We start from the raw sequence: 15,703 nt of genomic DNA, 5'->3' as shown, positions 1-15,703 counted from the left end.
TCATCAAACCTGGAGAAGCACATGAAACGCACTATCGACCTCAAGCATCCGGACCGCCTCTACATTGGCGGCCAGTGGGTGGCCCCCGATTCGAAGGAAACGTTCGACGTTCTGGACTGCTCTACCGAAGAAGTGATTGCATCAGTACCCAAGGCAAACTCTGTCGACATGCAGCGCGCCGTCGACGCGGCACGTGATGCCTTCGACAATGGACCGTGGGCGCGTATGACGCCGCAGGGGCGGGCAGGCTACCTGGAGAAGATTGCCGCACGCCTGGAAGCGAGAAATGACGACTTCGCGCGCGTCTGGTCCCTGGAGACCGGTATCGTTTTCAAGGTCGCTCAGCCTCGCATCGGGCTCTTCATCAGCGGCGCGTTCCGCCAGTACGCAGAGATGGCGTCTACGTTCCCGTTTACCGAAGAGCATCGCTCGGTGACCGGCAACCTGGGCTACCGCGTCTACGAGCCGGTGGGTGTGGTTGCAGAGATCATTCCGTGGAACGGTCCGGCAGGTCTGATGGCCTACAAGACCGCCCCGGCGCTGCTGGCTGGCTGCACACTGGTGATCAAGTCTTCGCCTGAAGCGCCGTGCTCGGCTTACATGCTGGCCGAGATCTGCGAGGAAGTGGGCTTGCCGCCGGGCGTGATCAACGTGGTTACCCCCGATCGTGACGTATCCGAAGAACTGGTCGCCAATCCGGCCGTGGACAAGATCACCTTCACTGGCTCCACTGGTGCCGGCAAGCGCATCGCCGCCGTCGCCTCGGATCGCGTCGCGCGGGTCACGCTGGAGCTGGGCGGCAAGTCGCCCGCGGTCATCCTGGATGACTTCGACATCGAAGAGGCTGCAAAGATACTTGGCAATTCCTACTTCACCTACAACACCGGGCAGATCTGCCATAGCCTGACCCGCATCGTGGTTCCGCGCGCCAAGCACGATCAGATGGTGGAAGCGCTAGCGAAGATTGCGCGGGGAATCACCCTGGGTGACCCGCTTGCGGAAGGGACCGGATCGGGCCCCCTGGCCAGTGCACGCCAGCGTGACACGGTGCAGCTCTTCGTGGACCAGGGTGTTGCCGAAGGTGCGACGCTGGCCGCAGGCGGCAAGCGACCGGAAGGCATCGAGAAGGGCTTCTTCTTCGAGCCAACCGTCTTTGGCAATGTCGACAACATGTCCACCATTGCCCAGGAGGAGATCTTCGGGCCGGTGCTCTGCGTCATTCCTGCCAACGACGAGGCAGACGCGATCCGGATCGCCAACGAGAGCCGCTTCGGGCTGAATGCGGCGGTGTTCACCAACGATCCGAAGAAGGCCTTTGACGTCGCCCGGAAGATTCGTGCAGGCACCGTGGGCCACAATGGCCCACGCACCGACTTCTCCATTGGTTTTGGTGGCTTCAAACAGTCTGGCGTTGGCCGCGAAGGCGGTGTTGAAGGTCTGGTTGCCTTCATGGAATCGAAGACGGTCGTAATGGCTTGATGATTGGCAGCGCCGCACGTGAGGGGTGCTGTAGACGGAGATTGAGCCGCTAGGCTCAGTTTCCGCTGGAATCGAGAACCTCTGCTCCTTGCAGAGGTTCTCCTGCAGGGATCTTTACGGCGGCGCCATCAGGCGTATAGATGGATGTCAGCCTCTGGCCGAGAGCGGACCTTTGCCCACCGGGTAGGGCAGAGGAGCCGCTATCCAATCTTAGGATTAGGGAGATTTATCGCGAGTACGTTATCAGCAGAGTAGGGTGCCAGTACAGGAGACTTCGCATGGCCCGCGGCATCACCGAAACTGACGTCCATACCGCCGCCGACGAGTTGGTCGCCAAGGGAGAACGCCCAACCGTAGAGCGGATCCGGGCTCACCTGGGCACCGGCTCGCCGAACACGGTGACCCGCTGGCTGGAAACATGGTGGAACCGACTTGGCACGCGCCTGCAGCCAGCGCGTCCGGACCTGGAAGATGCGCCAGCGGTGTTGGTGGAACTCGCCGGGCAATGGTGGGAGTTGGCGCTGAAGCATGCCCAGGAGGCCGCCCGCCGAGAGCTTGCATCGTCCGAGCTGGCCCTAGCTTCCGAGCGTGATGCGCTGGAGGCCAGTTCCCGACTTGCGGCTGAAGAGCTGGCGCAAATGCGTGCAGAGCGTGACGTTGCAATCACCGGGGAGAGAATTGCAACGACCCAAGCTTCAGAGCTACAGCACCTCGTCGACCAGCTTCAGCTACAGATCTCTGAACTTGCAGAGCAGCGCGACCTCGAGCGTCGAAGAGCCGACCGAACCGAGACAGCGAGACAGCAACTCGACATCCGGCTTCACGAGGCCCTAGAGACGGCGAAATCTGAGCGGGAGGACTGGACCGAGTACGTCAGATCTGTCGAGAATCGAGCGCTCAGCGATGTGGATCGAGCCCGCCAGGAGGTGAAGGAACTCCAGGTGCAGCAAAGCAAGGCATACGAACAACACAGCGCCTTTGAGAAGCAGCTGCGTCAGGACATTCAGGCCGCCCAATCAGCGGCCGCCACGGCCAGTCAGTCTGCCGATATCCTGCGCGACAAATGTGACGCGCTTGAGGGGCAACTTTCAGGGCTTCGAAATTTGCCAGCGCAGCTGGAAGTGGCGCTCAAGCGATCCAAAGAAGTTCGTCCGCCTGCGGCTCGCAGACGCCCAAAACAATAGCGCTGTGCCGCCTTCCGGGGCACACGAAAGAACGAGCCGGCTTCATTTGCGCCGGAGGCCAGTCCGCTGACTCCGCGCAAGTCGCGTTCTCCGAGCTAGCCAGGCAGCCCAACAGACGAATGAGACCGCAAATCCGACGATTACCATGGCAACCAGCATGATCTCTCGATCAGTGTCGTTCATTGAGGGAGTCTCGGAAGTTGAGCCTTAGCGTCTATGCCATGGTACCTGACGCTTCTTAGTGCAAGTGCGGGCGCGATGGCTGCATTTGAAGTTCTTTCGAAAGAATCCTTAGCTTGGGCCCGCCCAAGCGCGGGCAGCATGGCTACATCTTGGCTTGAAGCACTCGGCATGCCAGGCGGGATAGGATCGTAGGATGATGAGCAAAGGCTCATGTTCCAAAGGCGCTGTGTTCGAACACGTAACACCTTTACCTGGCGCTTGGTAACAGATTTACCTGCTTCGTCAACCACCTGGCTGCGCCTGCAACTAACGGCCCTCGTCGCGGTGTACCCGGCGAGCCGGGGACTTAGCCAACAAAGGCCCAGATTCGACGGATATGAAATTTCGCATAATGTATATTATGTTACCAAGAGGTCTACCCATACGAACCCCAACCAGTCCAGTCCTGGCCGCAAGCTGCTCCCCTTTAAGTAACCCCCAACGCCCGCAGAACCAGGCTCCACGGCGCCAACTTCTCACCCAGCATGCAGGCCCGCCGGTGTAGGTTCGACACACCACTTAAGGACGGGTTTGGCGATGCGCCTGGCTGATTTTATCGAACGGAATGCGCGGGAAATCCTGGAAGACGCGGTGGCATTCGCCAAGACGCAGGCACCCGATACTGTCGAGTTCAGCGCAAAGCAACTTCGGAATCATCTTCCCCAGATTCTTCAGGCAGTTGTAGACGATCTCAGATCGCCGCAGACAGCCTCCCAGCAGCTCGCAAAGTCCCACGGGCTTGCACCGTTGAAACCCGGCCCCGAGTCCGCCGCGTCCTATCATGGCCGAACCCGCGCCATCGCCGGCTTTGGTCTCAACCAGATGGTGGCTGAGTATCGAGCACTCCGGGCTTCGGTACTTCGGCGATGGGCATCCGACCAGCAGCTGATCGCTTCATCGATCGATGACATCCTTCGTTTCAATGAGGCCATCGACCAGGCGGTCGCCGAATCCCTTGCTCAGTTCTCTGCAGAGGTCGAATCCTGGCGGCAGATCTTCCTGGCAGCGCTCGGGCATGATCTCCGAGGTCCTTTGGCAGCGGTCATGTTCTCGGCGGACGCTCTGGCCAGTGGGCTGCAGGATCCGGCATTGTCCAGGCAGGCCGAGCGGATCATCAATGGCAGCATGCGCATGAACAAGCTGCTCGACGACCTGCTGGCTTACAGCCGCAGCAAGCTGGGCGATGGCATGGCCATTCATCCGGTGGACTGCGATCTTGCCCAATCGCTTGGCGAGGAAGTCGAATTGCTTCGCGCTGCCCTGCCCCACGTCCCTATCACGTATGAGGTTGAAGGCGATGCCCGCGGTTGCTTCGATGCCTCTTCGTTGCGCGAGGCGGTTCACAACCTCACGACCAACGCTGCAAAGTACGGCGAACACGGCACCGATGTGCGGATCAGCCTTGAGGGCCTCGTCGACCAGATCATGATCACGGTGAGCAACACCGGCGCCGAACTATCGGACGAAGCGTTCAACAATCTGTTCGATCCCTTGCGCAGAGGCTCGCACAACGCGTCACAAGGCGAACACGCGAGCTTGGGCCTCGGCCTGTTCCTGGTGCGGGAAATCTGCCACGCGCACCGCGGCACGGTCCAGGGACGATGGCGGAATGGTCGCACTTCATTCGTCATCACGCTCCCAAAGAACGCTGATTGAGGCGACCGGCCCGGCGACGGCACTACAGGAACCTGTGCATCACGAAGACATCGACCAACCCCAACTGACCGTGCCGGAACGCCTTCGGTAACGTCCCGACCACGTCGAACCCCAGCTTCCGGTACAGCGCCACCGCCGGGCCGTTGGTACTGACCACGTAATTGAACTGCATGGCCAGGAATCCTTCCGCCCTCGCCCGCTCCAGGCTGTGCTGCACCAGCGCCCGGCCCACGCCTTGCCCTTGTGCCGGCGCATCCACCACATACGTGGCGCTGGCCACATGCGCCCCCAGATCAGGGAAGTTCGGGCCCATCTTGTACATGCCCACCACCCGGCCCTCCAGCACAGCTACATGAGGCGCCTGGGCCTGGAACCAATGCGCGCGAAACGTCTCGACGGCGAAAGAGCCGGCAAAGGGCAGCGCATCCTGCGTCGCAATGGCCGTCTTGAACATGCCCCACATCACGTCGAAATCGCCTGCGCGGGCGGGCCGGATCTCCATGCGTCTCCTGCAGATCTGTGGTCATGACCAGGCCGCACACTACCAGAATCGAGCTCCGGCCCCGTAGCTGCTTCACGCGCCACCGCCATCCGCTCCGTAATAGTTGCGGAAATTCCAACCTTTTGAGCAATAGATGCCCCCTGTTTCCGCGCACATCCCGCACCGGCTTCGTCGATGGCGCGTTCCTGCCTACGTCCTGCTGGGCATCTACCTGCTGTATCTGCTGGCCGGCAACATCTTCCTCAATACCCCGCTGTTCGACCAGGTCACCAACCGCAAGCCGCACAAGTTCGTAATGACCACTGGGCCGGCCATTACGCTGTTGCCCGGCCACGTGATCGCCTGGAACGTGCACATGCGCGGCCACGTGAACCACACCGTCTACGTGTTGCATGCAGACCGCGCCAGCGCCCGATTGGCGGTGCTGCCCCTGTTCCAGCGCGAGGTGCGGGTGCCAAGGCTGCAGGCCACCGGGGTTTCCGCCGAGATCAGCCGCGTCGAAGAGGCCATCCCTTCACCGCCGCGCAGCGACCAGGGCTGGACCTTGCGCTTCGACGCCATCCACAGCGACAGCATCCGCAGCGCACGCTTCGGCAAGCTGCTGATCATCGGCAAGGGCCAGGGTACCGTGGGGTTCCTGAAGCAGCTGCGTGGCGGCCCATCCGAACTGTTCGATTCCGAGGTCTCGTTCAGCAAGGCAGACACCAGCTTTGACGGCGTGCAGCTGTTGGGCGACATGGATCTCACCGCGCGCTTCAGCTATCCGCGCCATTATCGGGACCAGGCGCCCGGCCTGGCCAAGTTGAAGCTGCTGCATGCCCAGCTCGAGGTGGATGCCCGCAGCCAGGGCCTGCGCATGGACACCGATGCCACAACGCCGAAGATATCCAGCGCGCCCGTGCCCGGGCGCCTGCAGCTGGCGCTCCACCTGATCGATAGCCAGCTGCAGCCCGGTGACCACGCGCTGTGGCAGGTGCCGCTCCATCTGGGCGATGGCGCCCCCGATCGCGGCATGCTGGCACTGCAGCTCAATGTGGCCAAGGACCTGCGCCTGCAGGCGCGCCTGCCACCAAAGCCCGGTTCAGGTAGCGAGGTGGATGCCGATCTGCATATCAGTGGCCGGGACATTCCCTTCCAGCAGCCCGCACAGCTGCTGGAACGCAGCTCCGGCACAGTGCGCGGCGAATGGACGTTCACCTCGCTCAACTGGATCCCTGCCCTGTTCGTCCGCAAGCCGTGGCTGCAGCTGGACGGCGGCGGCACGCTGAAAGCGGATCTGCGCCTGCGCAATGGCGAACTGATCGAAGGCAGCACCGTGGACATTCCGGCTGCCGAGGCCGTAGCCGAAGTCGCCGGCGTACGCCTGGCGGGCACGGCCAGCGCCCATGGCGAGTTGAAGACCGGCAGCCCCAGCCAGGCCCAGCTGTCCGTCCGGCTGCCGCGATTCACTGCGCGGCCGACCGATGCCAGGGGCGTGCGCCTGTTCGACGGCCGGGATCTGGCCCTGGACCTGACCGGCGATGGCCGCCTGCAGGAACTGCGCAAAGGCGTCCGCGCGCAGCTGCGCTTCAGTGAAGCCACCATCCCTGATCTGACCGCCTACAACCGCTACCTCGGCTCACCGCAGGTGCGGCTGCTGCGTGGCACTGGCACCGTGAGCGGTGATGCAACCCTCGATACCGACGGGCGCGTCGGCCATGGCACGGCCCGGCTGTTGGGGCGCAACGCCAGTGCAAAGGTGGCAGGGTTGGACATGGGCGGCGATATCGACGTGAACGCAACGCTGCGCCGCGGTGACTTCAACCAGCGTCATTTCGATCTGTCCGGCACCACGGTCGAGCTGCGCAACGTGCAGGTGGCGGACACGCAGGGCTCGACGGCATGGAAAGGCCGCGTCGCCTTCAAGCGTGGCCGTATCGATGCGCAGTCTCCCTTCCAGGTGGATGCCACCACGGACCTGGATCTCAGCGATGCGCGACCGTTGCTGGCGCTGTTCGCAGAGCGCACCGACTATCCGCGCTGGACCTTGTCCCTGCTGGATTCCGGACAGGTACAGGCACAGGCGACGCTGCGCTGGCGCCCTGGCCATCTGGTCATCGATGGCCTGCAGGCCGAGAACGATCGGCTGTCGGTACGCGCGCGGCTGGATCTGCTGGAACAGCGCAAACGCGGTGATCTCTATCTCCGGTGGGGGCTGCTGGGTGCGGGCATCGAGCTGGACGGCGATCAGCGCCAATGGCATCTGGCCAAGGCGCGCGAGTGGTTTGATCAACGGCCTTCCCTGCTGCCAGCAAGCCAGGGATCGGCTGCCGCCGGATCTTCAGACTGAAGGCCCGCGACCTGCATCCATTCGCGGCCTCTGCGCGTATACGCGATCATGCGCATCAGGGAGCTGGACGATATGAAGCGGAGTTCGCAGGTTTTCGGGCTGCTGGGATGGGTGGCGATCACCTTCGTCGCAGCCGCCCTGGGCGCGTGGGCGTCCACATCCGCGGCCAGCTTCTACGCCACCCTCGATCTTCCCCCGTGGGCACCACCAGCCGGTGTCTTTGGTCCGGTGTGGACCTTGCTCTACGCCATGATGGCGATTGCCGCGTGGCTGGTGTGGCGCGAACGCGGCTGGCGCGGGGCACGACCGGCGCTGATGCTCTATCTGGTGCAGCTTGCCGTCAATGCGCTGTGGAGCTGGCTGTTCTTCGGCTGGAAGCTGGGCGCCCTGGCCTTCGTTGACATTCTTGTATTGATTGCGCTGGTTTGCGCGGCGATCGTCGCGTTTGCGTGCATCCGTCCGATTGCGGCGGCGCTGCTGCTTCCCTATCTGGCCTGGATCTCGTTCGCCTCGGCGCTCAACTTCGCGGTATGGCGAGCCAACCCCGGGCTGCTGTGATCTCCGCCGCTTACGCCTGGGCAACGGCCTGCGGGCGCCAGGTCCGCAGCAGGGCCGGCTTGAACGCCTGCTGCCCGCAGCCGGTAGGGCATCGCACCACCCGCGCCGCAGTATGGCTGACCAGGCCCTGCCCTTCTTCGGCCTTGAAGATCGTCTCGCAGGACAGGCAGCGGGCAACCAGCGAATACAGGTGCAGCAGCCGGCCACTGGCCGGGTCCTGCAGCGCATCCACATCCAGCAGTTCAAACTGGCAGCTGTCAGCCAGCATGCGGTACGGGGACAGGGGCGCGGGCTGCAGGTTCACGGGGCGGTCGCTCGGGGAAGTGGATCCACTCTAGGCAATGACCTGTCGAGCTGATGTGCAGCGGATATGTATTCTTCGCGAAAACTGCAAGTGCTCGACCTCGTCCCCACATGAAGAATTCAGCTTGGACAGAAGCACGCTTCACACGCATACACTGGTAGGCGAATGCACGATTTTGCTTCACCATTGAGGGGTACCGGATGTACCACTGGGCCTTTCCAGCCATCCACGAATGATGAGTCCCGCCCTTGATGCCTTCTGCTGAGTCCGCGCACGACACTGCCTTGTCCAGTTGCGCGCGCGAACCGATCCACACCCCCGGCGCGATCCAGCCCTATGGTGTGCTTCTGGTCGTTGAGCCGCAGTCCCTGCAGGTGCGCGAGCGCGCCATCAGCCAGCCCGGGCTGCTGCAGCAGTTCGGCGAACCGTTGATGCGGCACGTCAGCGAGGTGTTCGGCGGCGTGCTGGCGCCGTTCCAGGGCTTGTTCCAGCAGGCCGTGATCGGCAGCAGTGCCCATGTCGGTGCCGTGCATCTGGACGGCCACGGCCGGCATCAGCTGCTGGTGCACCGTTCCGCCACCGATCTGCTGGTCGAGCTGGAAGCACCGGTTCCGGGCCAGCCCGGCTCGCTGGAAGAGCTGTACCCGGCCATCCGCGAGCTGATGGCCGGCATCGAGTCGGCCAGCACCGTGGAAGACCTCTGCCAGCTGGCTGCCGCGCACATGCGCCGGCTCACCGGCTTCGACCGCACCCTGGTCTACCAGTTCGATGCTGGCTGGAACGGCATCGTGGTGGCCGAGGATGGCAACGGCCTGTTGCCGTCCTACCTGGACCTGCGCTTCCCCGAATCGGATATTCCAGCACAGGCCCGCGAACTCTACCGCCGCAACCGGGTACGCCTGATCGCGGACAACAGCTACACCCCGGCCCCGCTGATGCGGGCCGAGGATCAACGCGACGCGCCGCCCACCGACCTGAGCATGGCGGTGCTGCGCAGCGTCTCGCCGGTGCACCTGCACTACATGCGCAACATGGGGACCGGCGCGTCGATGTCGGTATCGCTGGTGCATGAAGGCCGCTTGTGGGGCCTGGTGTCCTGCCACACCGTGCAGCCACGCCGCCTGCCCTACCACGTGCGCACTGCCTGCGAGTTCATGGGCCAGATCCTGTCGCTGCAGATTGCGTTGAAGGAGCGTGCGCGTGCGATCGAAGAGCGCGTTGCCCGTCGTTCCATACTGGTCAAGCTACTGGGTCGCATGGCCGGCGACGAGGACTTCATGGCGGCCCTGCGCGAGGACGAGGCCAGCCTGCTGTCGCTGACCGGCGCGGCCGGCGCGGCGATCGTGCACAAGGGCGATTGCCTGCGTGTCGGCCAGTGCCCTTCCGCCAGCGACGTGCTGGCCCTGGCGAACTGGCTGGCCACGCAGCAGGCCGGCCAGGAAACCTACTGCACCGATCACCTGGCAGCCGACTGGTCGCCTGCCGCGCACCTGGCCGACGTCGCCAGCGGCCTGCTGGCGGTGTCCATTTCGCAGCTGCATGACAGTTACCTGATGTGGTTCCGCCCGGAAGTGGTGCGCACCGTGCGCTGGGGTGGCGATCCCCGCAAGGAAGCAGCACCGGGCGTGGCGCTGTCCCCGCGCAACTCGTTCGAGGCCTGGAAGGAGACCGTGCAGCAGCGCAGTCTGCCGTGGAGCGACGCTGACTGCGACGCGGCACACGAGATGCGCACGGCCATCGTCGATATCGTGTTGCGCAAGGCCGAGGAAATGGCCGAACTGAATGAGCAGCTGCTCCGCAGCAACAAGGAACTGGAAGCCTTCTCCTATTCGGTCAGCCACGACCTGCGCGCTCCGTTCCGTCACATTGTCGGCTATTCCGAACTGCTGGGCAGCTCGGCGGGCGAGCGCCTGAACGATACCGAGCGCCGATTCCTGGACACGATCGTGGAATCGGCCAAGTCCGCCGGAACACTGGTGGATGACCTGCTCAGCTTTTCCCAGATGGGGCGCTCCACGCTGGGGCGCGTGCGGCTGGACATGACCGCGCTGGCCGAGGATGTGCGCCGGAGCCTGGCCCTGGACTACGCCGGCCGCGACGTGCAGTGGACGCTCGCACCGCTGCCGGAGGTCGAGGCCGATCCGACGATGCTGCGCCTGGTATGGCAGAACCTGCTGGCCAACGCGATCAAGTTCACCCGCGAGCGCGAACACGCGGTGATCGAGGTTGGTCACGAGAGAAACGACGACGAAGACCACTTCTTCGTGCGCGACAACGGCTGCGGCTTCGACATGCGCTACGTGGACAAGCTGTTCGGCGTGTTCCAGCGCCTGCACCACGTCGAAGAGTTCGAAGGCACCGGCATCGGCCTGGCCAATGTCCGCCGCATCATCGGCCGCCATGGCGGCCGTACCTGGGCCGAGGGCGAGCCCGGCAAGGGCGCCACGATCCATTTCACCCTACCCCGCTTCACAGGAGAACACCCATGAGGGACCTGCGGCCGATCCTCCTGGTAGAGGACAGCCCCAAGGATGCAGAGCTGACGATGGCCGCGCTTGCGCGCTGCCAGCTGTTGAACGATGTCATCCATGTACGCGACGGCGCCGAAGCGCTGGATTACCTGCGCTGCGAAGGCAAGTTCGCCGGCGCCATGCACGGCGGCCCGGTGGTGGTGCTGCTGGACCTGAAGCTGCCCAAGGTCAATGGCCTGGAGGTGCTGGAACAGGTGCGTGGCGACCCGCAGCTGAGCAGCACGCCGGTGGTGATGTTGACCTCCTCGCGCGAAGAACAGGATCTCGTGCGCAGTTACGAGCTGGGCGTGAATGCCTTCGTGGTCAAGCCGGTCGACTTCAAGGAATTCTTCGACGCCATCCAGGGGCTGGGCATGTTCTGGGGCATCACCAACCAGCCACCACCGCATCGGCCCAATGGCTCGGGGCAGCATAACAATGCGTGATGGATCGCGCCGCAGCGAGCGCCTGCGCATCCTCATGCTGGAGGACAGCGCGCTTGATGCGGAGCTGATCACCGCGCAGCTGCAGCGTGCCGGCCTCGATTTCGAGGCCGAGCGCCTGTGGACCCGCAACGCGTTCATCGAGGCCATCGACAGCCGTGCGTTCGACGTGATCCTCGCCGACCACGTGCTGCCCGGGTTCGATGGCGATGCGGCCCTCGCACTGGCACGCGAGCGGATTCCGCAGACCCCTTTCATCTTCGTCTCCGGCACGCTGACCGAAGAGCTGGCGGTGCAGGCGCTGACCCGTGGCGCGCGCGACTATGTAGTCAAGCAGCGCCTGCAGCGCCTGCCGGATGCGATCCGTCGCGCCCGTCAGGAAGCCCATGAGCGCAACCAGCTGCTTCATGCGCAGGCTGCGCTGAATGAGAGCCAGGCGCAGCTGCAGCAGGTGACGGATGCCGTGCCCGCGCTGATCGCCCAGCTCGACTACGCGCATCGCTACCGGTTCGCCAACAAGGCGTTCCTGGACTGGCATGGATTCAGCCTGGCCGAGTTGCTGGGCCGGACAGCGCGCGATGTCAGCGGCATTTCCGCCTTCGAACACGCCCTGCCGAGCCTGGAACGGGTGCTGCAGGGCGAACGCACCAGCTTCCAGGTCGAACTGGTGCACCGCAGCGGCCAATCACGATTCGTGCAGATGGACTGCGTGCCGGAGCATGCGGCCGATGGCAGCGTGGCCGGCTACATCTGCCTGGGTAGCGACGTCTCGCAGCTGAAACAGGCCGAGCTGGCCCTGCGCGAGGACAACCAGCTGCTCGAGCAGCAGGTGCAGTCGCGCACGGCCGAGTTGCGCGCCAGCAAGCGGCGCCTGCAGGCGATCTTCGAATCCAGCTTCCAGCATCAGATGCTGCTGGATCTGTCCGGGCGCGTGGTGGATGCCAATGACGCGTCACTGGCCGCAGTACTGGCGGACAAGAAGGACGTCGTTGGCCAACGCTTCGGTGAATCGCTCTGGTTCGCCACAACCGATGGCATCGGCGCGCTGATCGATCGGGCCGTCGCTGCAGCCGTGCAGGGCCGGAGTTCGCTGCATTCACTGGAGCTGGAACTCCCGACCGGGCCGCGCAGCTTCGATTTTTCGTTCCGTCCGTTGCTGGATGCCGAAGGCGTGGTCACCGCCGTGGTCTCCGAGGCCGTGGAAACTACGGCGCGCCTCCAGGCCGAACACGCACTGCGCCAATCACAGAAGATCGAGGCGGTCGGCCAGCTCACCGGCGGCATCGCGCATGATTTCAACAACATCCTGACGGTCATCTCCGGCAACATCGAGCACGCCATGCTGCTGAACGAGCGCGCGGGCGAAGCCGGAGCGACGGTCAGCCGGGCCCTGGACAACGCGCTGAAGGGTGTCGGGCGTGCCGCCAGCCTGACCCAGCGCCTGCTGGCGTTTGCCCGACGCCAGCCGCTGCACAGCCAGGCCGCCAACCTCCACGAGCGCCTGCTGGACATGCACGACATGCTGCAGCGTGCACTGGGTGAGCTGGTGCAGCTGGAGATCCGCAGCGCCGAGGACATCTGGTGCGTGGAGATCGACATCAGCCAGCTGGAGGCCTCCGTACTGAACCTGGCGGTGAATGCCCGCGACGCGATGCCGCACGGCGGCCGGCTGGTGATCGAGGTCGACAACAGCCACCTCGACCACGACTACGCTGCCCTGTTCCCGGATGCAACACCAGGCCAGTACGTGATGTTGCGGGTGCGCGACAACGGCCATGGCATGGACGCGGCCACCCTGGCCCGCGTGTTCGAACCGTTCTTCACCACCAAGCAGGTCGGCCGCGGCACCGGGCTGGGACTGTCGATGGTACATGGGTTCGTCAAACAGTCCGGCGGCCACGTGCTGATCGATTCGGTGGAAGGCGGCGGCACCAGCATCACCATGATGTTTCCGCGCTCGCCGCTGGCCCTGCCCCGCGAGACACGCACCCCGCAGACCGGCCTGGCCGGCTACTCACCGCGCGAGGAAACCATTCTGGTGGCCGAGGACAACGACGATGTCCGCGCCCACACGGTGGATTCGCTGCGGCTGCTCGGCTACCGCGTACTGGAAGCCCACGATGGCCCCTCCGCGCTACGGTTGCTGGAGCGCCCCGATACCAGGGTGGACCTGCTGTTCTCGGACGTGGTGATGCCCGGCATGTTGGGCTGGGAGCTGGTCCGTCAAGTCCGCGAACGCTGGCCGGAAGTCGCCGTCCTGTTCACGTCGGGCTATCCACGTGACCACGATCAGGCGGGCAGCCAGGGACGCGCGGTTGCCCTGCTGCCAAAGCCGTTTACGCGAAGTGACCTGGCGCTGGCGGTACGCACTGCGCTGGAGGCCGCGCCACACTGAGCTCAGGAGGCCGGGTCGCCTACGCCAGCGGCGATCCGGTTGATGTCCGCGCACTCCACCGTGGCCGGCGGATGCTCCCTGCCGGCCAGTGCAATCATCGCCTGACCGAGAGCCAGATTGCTGGTCATCAGCGATGGCGCAATCGCGCTGGCCAGCTTCATCAACGGCGCACCGCCCCAGTACAGGGGCTTCAACAGGGCATGACGGGTGCCGGTGCCCGGGACCGGCCTGACACCGCCCGGGCGCAGCATCACGGTGCGCACCGGCAGGCCCTGCAATGCGACCTCGGTCTCGCCCTTGATCCTCAACGGCATCAGCCGGCTCCGAGGGTCCGCGCCGGCACCGGATACATACAGAAAGCACCCTTCGGGATTCGCAGCTGCCCAGGCACGGGCCACCGCCAGAGTGGTGTCCAGGGTCACTCGTCGGTACTCGGCCTCCGCCGTGCCGACCGGTGGCGCCCCGGCACAGTAGAAGCACGCATCGAACCCGGCCAGTTCATCCGACCGGTCCTGGATGCGCAGGAAGTCCGGAACGATCAGTTCGCTGCCGGCACCACTCAGACTTCCCGGGTGGCGGACCAGCGCTGTCAGGCGGGACACCTGTGGTGAGCGTTGGCACGCCAACGCCACACCCTGCCCGACCAGGCCTGCGGCACCGGTCAACAGAATCCGTAATGCGCCCGTCCCGGCCATCGTCGTCCCCGCTAGAGTTTCACGAAACGCTGGATCTTCCGCGCCAGCCAGCCACTGAACACCAGCGGCGCATCCAGCGCTGACACGCAGATGCACGGGACACCGGGCGCAGTCACCGGCTGATGCTCCACGTCTTCGTCCAGATCTGCCACGTCACCCGGTGCGAACAACCCCAGCGCATCGTTGTACGAACCCCGCAGGATCTGGGTCAGTTCGCTGCGGCCATGGCTGTGCATGGGCAGGCATTTGCCCGGGGCGATCTTCAGCATGATCAGCGAAGGCATCTGCTCTGCACGGATGCAGTGCACGCCCGGCGCCATCCAGCGCCAGCGCAGGTCGCTGAGCGAGGCGCCGAAGTACGGATGCAGCGATGCAGGCAGATGGTCCGGATTGGCCTCAGGGCGCTCCTTCGGCACGGGGCGTGCGACCCCAGCCATGGGCACCGGCGCTTCCGTGGCCAGTTGCATCAGCATCGCCTCGCGCAGTTGTTCGCGTCGCGTCTCCGCTGCAGGTGGCTGGGTCTGCTCCAGCAGCACCGAGCCGATCGCTTCGGCGTCGCGCAGGCGCTGACGGCAATGCGAGCACTGCTCCAGATGGGCACCGGCGACGATGCTCAACGGCGCCGGCAGCGCGCCGGCCGCATAGCTCATCAGGGTCGATTCGTGCAGATGGTGGTGCGGGTTCACAGCGCACCTCCCACTTTGGCCTGAAGCTGCAGAAAGGCGCGGCGCAAGTGCGATTTGACCGTTCCCAGCGGCATCCCCAGCGCCTCTGCGATCTCACTGTGGCTCTTGGCCTCGAAATAGGACATCCGCACCAGCCGCGCCTGTACCGCGGGCAGTTCGTTGATGCGCTGGCGCAGACGCGCCTGGTCGGCGAACTGCTCGGCACTGCTGCGCTCGATCACATCCAGTGTTGCAGCGTCCTCCACCGCTGCCTGCACCTGCATCCAGCTGCGCTCGCGACGGATGCGATCGATATGCAGGTTTCGCGCAATGCGGTACAGCCACGTACTGAGGGCGCCTTGGGCTGCATCGTAGTCGGCGGCCCGCAGCCACAGGCGCAGCAGGCATTCCTGGGCCAGTTCCTCGGCGACGCCGTCGGGTGCACCCAGGCCACGCAGGTACACGCACAGCCGCGGCACGAAGTAGTCATAGATCCGCATGAAACAGTCGCGGTCGCGCAGGCGCGCCACGCCGTCCATGTCACCGGCCCAGTTCGTCGGCTCGCTGCTCGGCTGCTGGGAACTGGACACGGTGCGTGCGCTATCGAAGTTGAGGAGTGTGCTGGCGGCGTCAGGATACATCTGGGTTCGCGGCGGGCGGGTGAAGGTCTGTCCTCTGTACGCGCAGGGGCAGCAATTGGATGCAGACGGCACGACGCATCCAACCGGCCGCCCCCGCCGTATGACCTGGGCCCTCCTCTT

At 64.6% G+C, this 15,703-nt stretch carries 13 protein-coding genes; 8 read left to right on the top strand and 5 right to left on the bottom strand.

Features of this window, described 5'->3' with window-relative positions; all coding sequences use genetic code 11:
- Positions 1-21: 21 nt before the first annotated feature.
- The 3 genes from AC5P60_RS04440 to AC5P60_RS04430 all read left to right on the top strand — a co-directional run bounded on the left by AC5P60_RS04440 (position 22) and on the right by AC5P60_RS04430 (position 4,541).
- The gene (locus AC5P60_RS04440) at positions 22-1,479 is read left to right on the top strand and encodes an aldehyde dehydrogenase (protein ID WP_495201688.1); all 1,458 of its coding nucleotides are present in this window, start codon (positions 22-24) and stop codon (positions 1,477-1,479) included.
- Positions 1,480-1,757: 278 nt separating this feature from the next.
- Complete coding sequence (locus tag AC5P60_RS04435; RefSeq protein ID WP_483693066.1) at positions 1,758-2,663, top strand: DNA-binding protein; 906 nt, start codon at positions 1,758-1,760, stop codon at positions 2,661-2,663.
- Positions 2,664-3,422: 759 nt separating this feature from the next.
- Complete coding sequence (locus AC5P60_RS04430; RefSeq protein WP_088470521.1) at positions 3,423-4,541, top strand: sensor histidine kinase; 1,119 nt, start codon at positions 3,423-3,425, stop codon at positions 4,539-4,541.
- A 22-nt stretch (positions 4,542-4,563) separates the two neighbouring features.
- Here the strand turns inward: AC5P60_RS04430 and AC5P60_RS04425 are convergent, their stop codons facing one another.
- Entirely contained in the window at positions 4,564-5,043 is a 480-nt protein-coding gene (locus tag AC5P60_RS04425; protein WP_483693064.1) for a GNAT family N-acetyltransferase, read from the bottom strand.
- Between the two features lie 133 nt (positions 5,044-5,176).
- Here AC5P60_RS04425 and AC5P60_RS04420 point away from each other — a divergent pair, with 133 nt between their 5' ends.
- Both AC5P60_RS04420 and AC5P60_RS04415 read left to right on the top strand, forming a co-directional pair.
- Positions 5,177-7,372, top strand: coding sequence for an AsmA family protein (locus AC5P60_RS04420; protein WP_033835165.1), 2,196 nt, complete (start codon positions 5,177-5,179; stop codon positions 7,370-7,372).
- 72 nt (positions 7,373-7,444) lie between these two features.
- Positions 7,445-7,930 (top strand): TspO/MBR family protein, encoded by a 486-nt coding sequence (locus AC5P60_RS04415; protein ID WP_483693271.1) that lies wholly within the window; start codon positions 7,445-7,447, stop codon positions 7,928-7,930.
- A 10-nt stretch (positions 7,931-7,940) separates the two neighbouring features.
- Here AC5P60_RS04415 and AC5P60_RS04410 read toward each other — a convergent pair whose 3' ends face one another.
- A complete protein-coding gene (locus AC5P60_RS04410) occupies positions 7,941-8,234 on the bottom strand; it encodes a hypothetical protein (protein ID WP_033835164.1) in 294 nt (97 codons plus the stop codon).
- A gap of 251 nt (positions 8,235-8,485) precedes the next feature.
- Between AC5P60_RS04410 and AC5P60_RS04405 the strand changes: the two genes are divergently transcribed.
- The 3 genes from AC5P60_RS04405 to AC5P60_RS04395 are packed head-to-tail and all read left to right on the top strand — an operon-like array spanning position 8,486 to position 13,582.
- Positions 8,486-10,723 (top strand): ATP-binding protein, encoded by a 2,238-nt coding sequence (locus tag AC5P60_RS04405; RefSeq protein WP_483693063.1) that lies wholly within the window; start codon positions 8,486-8,488, stop codon positions 10,721-10,723.
- A complete protein-coding gene (locus tag AC5P60_RS04400) occupies positions 10,720-11,190 on the top strand; it encodes a response regulator (RefSeq protein ID WP_005409633.1) in 471 nt (156 codons plus the stop codon). Before AC5P60_RS04405 ends, AC5P60_RS04400 begins: the two co-directional genes overlap by 4 nt.
- Complete coding sequence (locus AC5P60_RS04395; protein WP_483693061.1) at positions 11,183-13,582, top strand: response regulator; 2,400 nt, start codon at positions 11,183-11,185, stop codon at positions 13,580-13,582. The genes AC5P60_RS04400 and AC5P60_RS04395 overlap by 8 nt, the downstream gene beginning before the upstream one ends.
- 2 nt (positions 13,583-13,584) lie before the next feature.
- Here AC5P60_RS04395 and AC5P60_RS04390 read toward each other — a convergent pair whose 3' ends face one another.
- From AC5P60_RS04390 to AC5P60_RS04380, 3 genes are read right to left on the bottom strand one after another with little or no spacing between them, the layout of a single operon-like run.
- On the bottom strand, positions 13,585-14,277 hold the full coding sequence (locus AC5P60_RS04390; RefSeq protein WP_242899312.1) for a Rossmann-fold NAD(P)-binding domain-containing protein: 693 nt from the start codon (positions 14,275-14,277) through the stop codon (positions 13,585-13,587).
- 11 nt (positions 14,278-14,288) lie between these two features.
- Positions 14,289-14,963 carry a ChrR family anti-sigma-E factor gene (locus AC5P60_RS04385; RefSeq protein WP_033835161.1) on the bottom strand — a complete coding sequence of 225 codons (675 nt, stop codon included), beginning with the start codon at positions 14,961-14,963 and terminating at the stop codon, positions 14,289-14,291.
- The gene (locus AC5P60_RS04380) at positions 14,960-15,583 is read right to left on the bottom strand and encodes a sigma-70 family RNA polymerase sigma factor (protein ID WP_495201687.1); all 624 of its coding nucleotides are present in this window, start codon (positions 15,581-15,583) and stop codon (positions 14,960-14,962) included. Before AC5P60_RS04380 ends, AC5P60_RS04385 begins: the two co-directional genes overlap by 4 nt.
- Between the last annotated feature and the right edge of the window lie 120 nt (positions 15,584-15,703).

Source organism: Stenotrophomonas sp. YJH_SMC_120 (assembly GCF_059368675.1).
This window is presented reverse-complemented; position numbering and strand designations above follow the sequence as displayed.

What these genes read in the sequence shown, in the direction of transcription:
- AC5P60_RS04440 (WP_495201688.1), top strand. Translation starts at nt 22, where the DNA reads ATGAAACGCACTATCGACCTCAAGCATCCGGACCGCCTCTACATTGGC.
- AC5P60_RS04435 (WP_483693066.1), top strand. Translation starts at nt 1,758, where the DNA reads ATGGCCCGCGGCATCACCGAAACTGACGTCCATACCGCCGCCGACGAG.
- AC5P60_RS04430 (WP_088470521.1), top strand. Translation starts at nt 3,423, where the DNA reads ATGCGCCTGGCTGATTTTATCGAACGGAATGCGCGGGAAATCCTGGAA.
- AC5P60_RS04425 (WP_483693064.1), bottom strand. Translation starts at nt 5,043, where the DNA reads ATGGAGATCCGGCCCGCCCGCGCAGGCGATTTCGACGTGATGTGGGGC.
- AC5P60_RS04420 (WP_033835165.1), top strand. Translation starts at nt 5,177, where the DNA reads ATGCCCCCTGTTTCCGCGCACATCCCGCACCGGCTTCGTCGATGGCGC.
- AC5P60_RS04415 (WP_483693271.1), top strand. Translation starts at nt 7,445, where the DNA reads ATGAAGCGGAGTTCGCAGGTTTTCGGGCTGCTGGGATGGGTGGCGATC.
- AC5P60_RS04405 (WP_483693063.1), top strand. Translation starts at nt 8,486, where the DNA reads ATGCCTTCTGCTGAGTCCGCGCACGACACTGCCTTGTCCAGTTGCGCG.
- AC5P60_RS04400 (WP_005409633.1), top strand. Translation starts at nt 10,720, where the DNA reads ATGAGGGACCTGCGGCCGATCCTCCTGGTAGAGGACAGCCCCAAGGAT.
- AC5P60_RS04395 (WP_483693061.1), top strand. Translation starts at nt 11,183, where the DNA reads ATGCGTGATGGATCGCGCCGCAGCGAGCGCCTGCGCATCCTCATGCTG.
- AC5P60_RS04390 (WP_242899312.1), bottom strand. Translation starts at nt 14,277, where the DNA reads ATGGCCGGGACGGGCGCATTACGGATTCTGTTGACCGGTGCCGCAGGC.
- AC5P60_RS04380 (WP_495201687.1), bottom strand. Translation starts at nt 15,583, where the DNA reads ATGTATCCTGACGCCGCCAGCACACTCCTCAACTTCGATAGCGCACGC.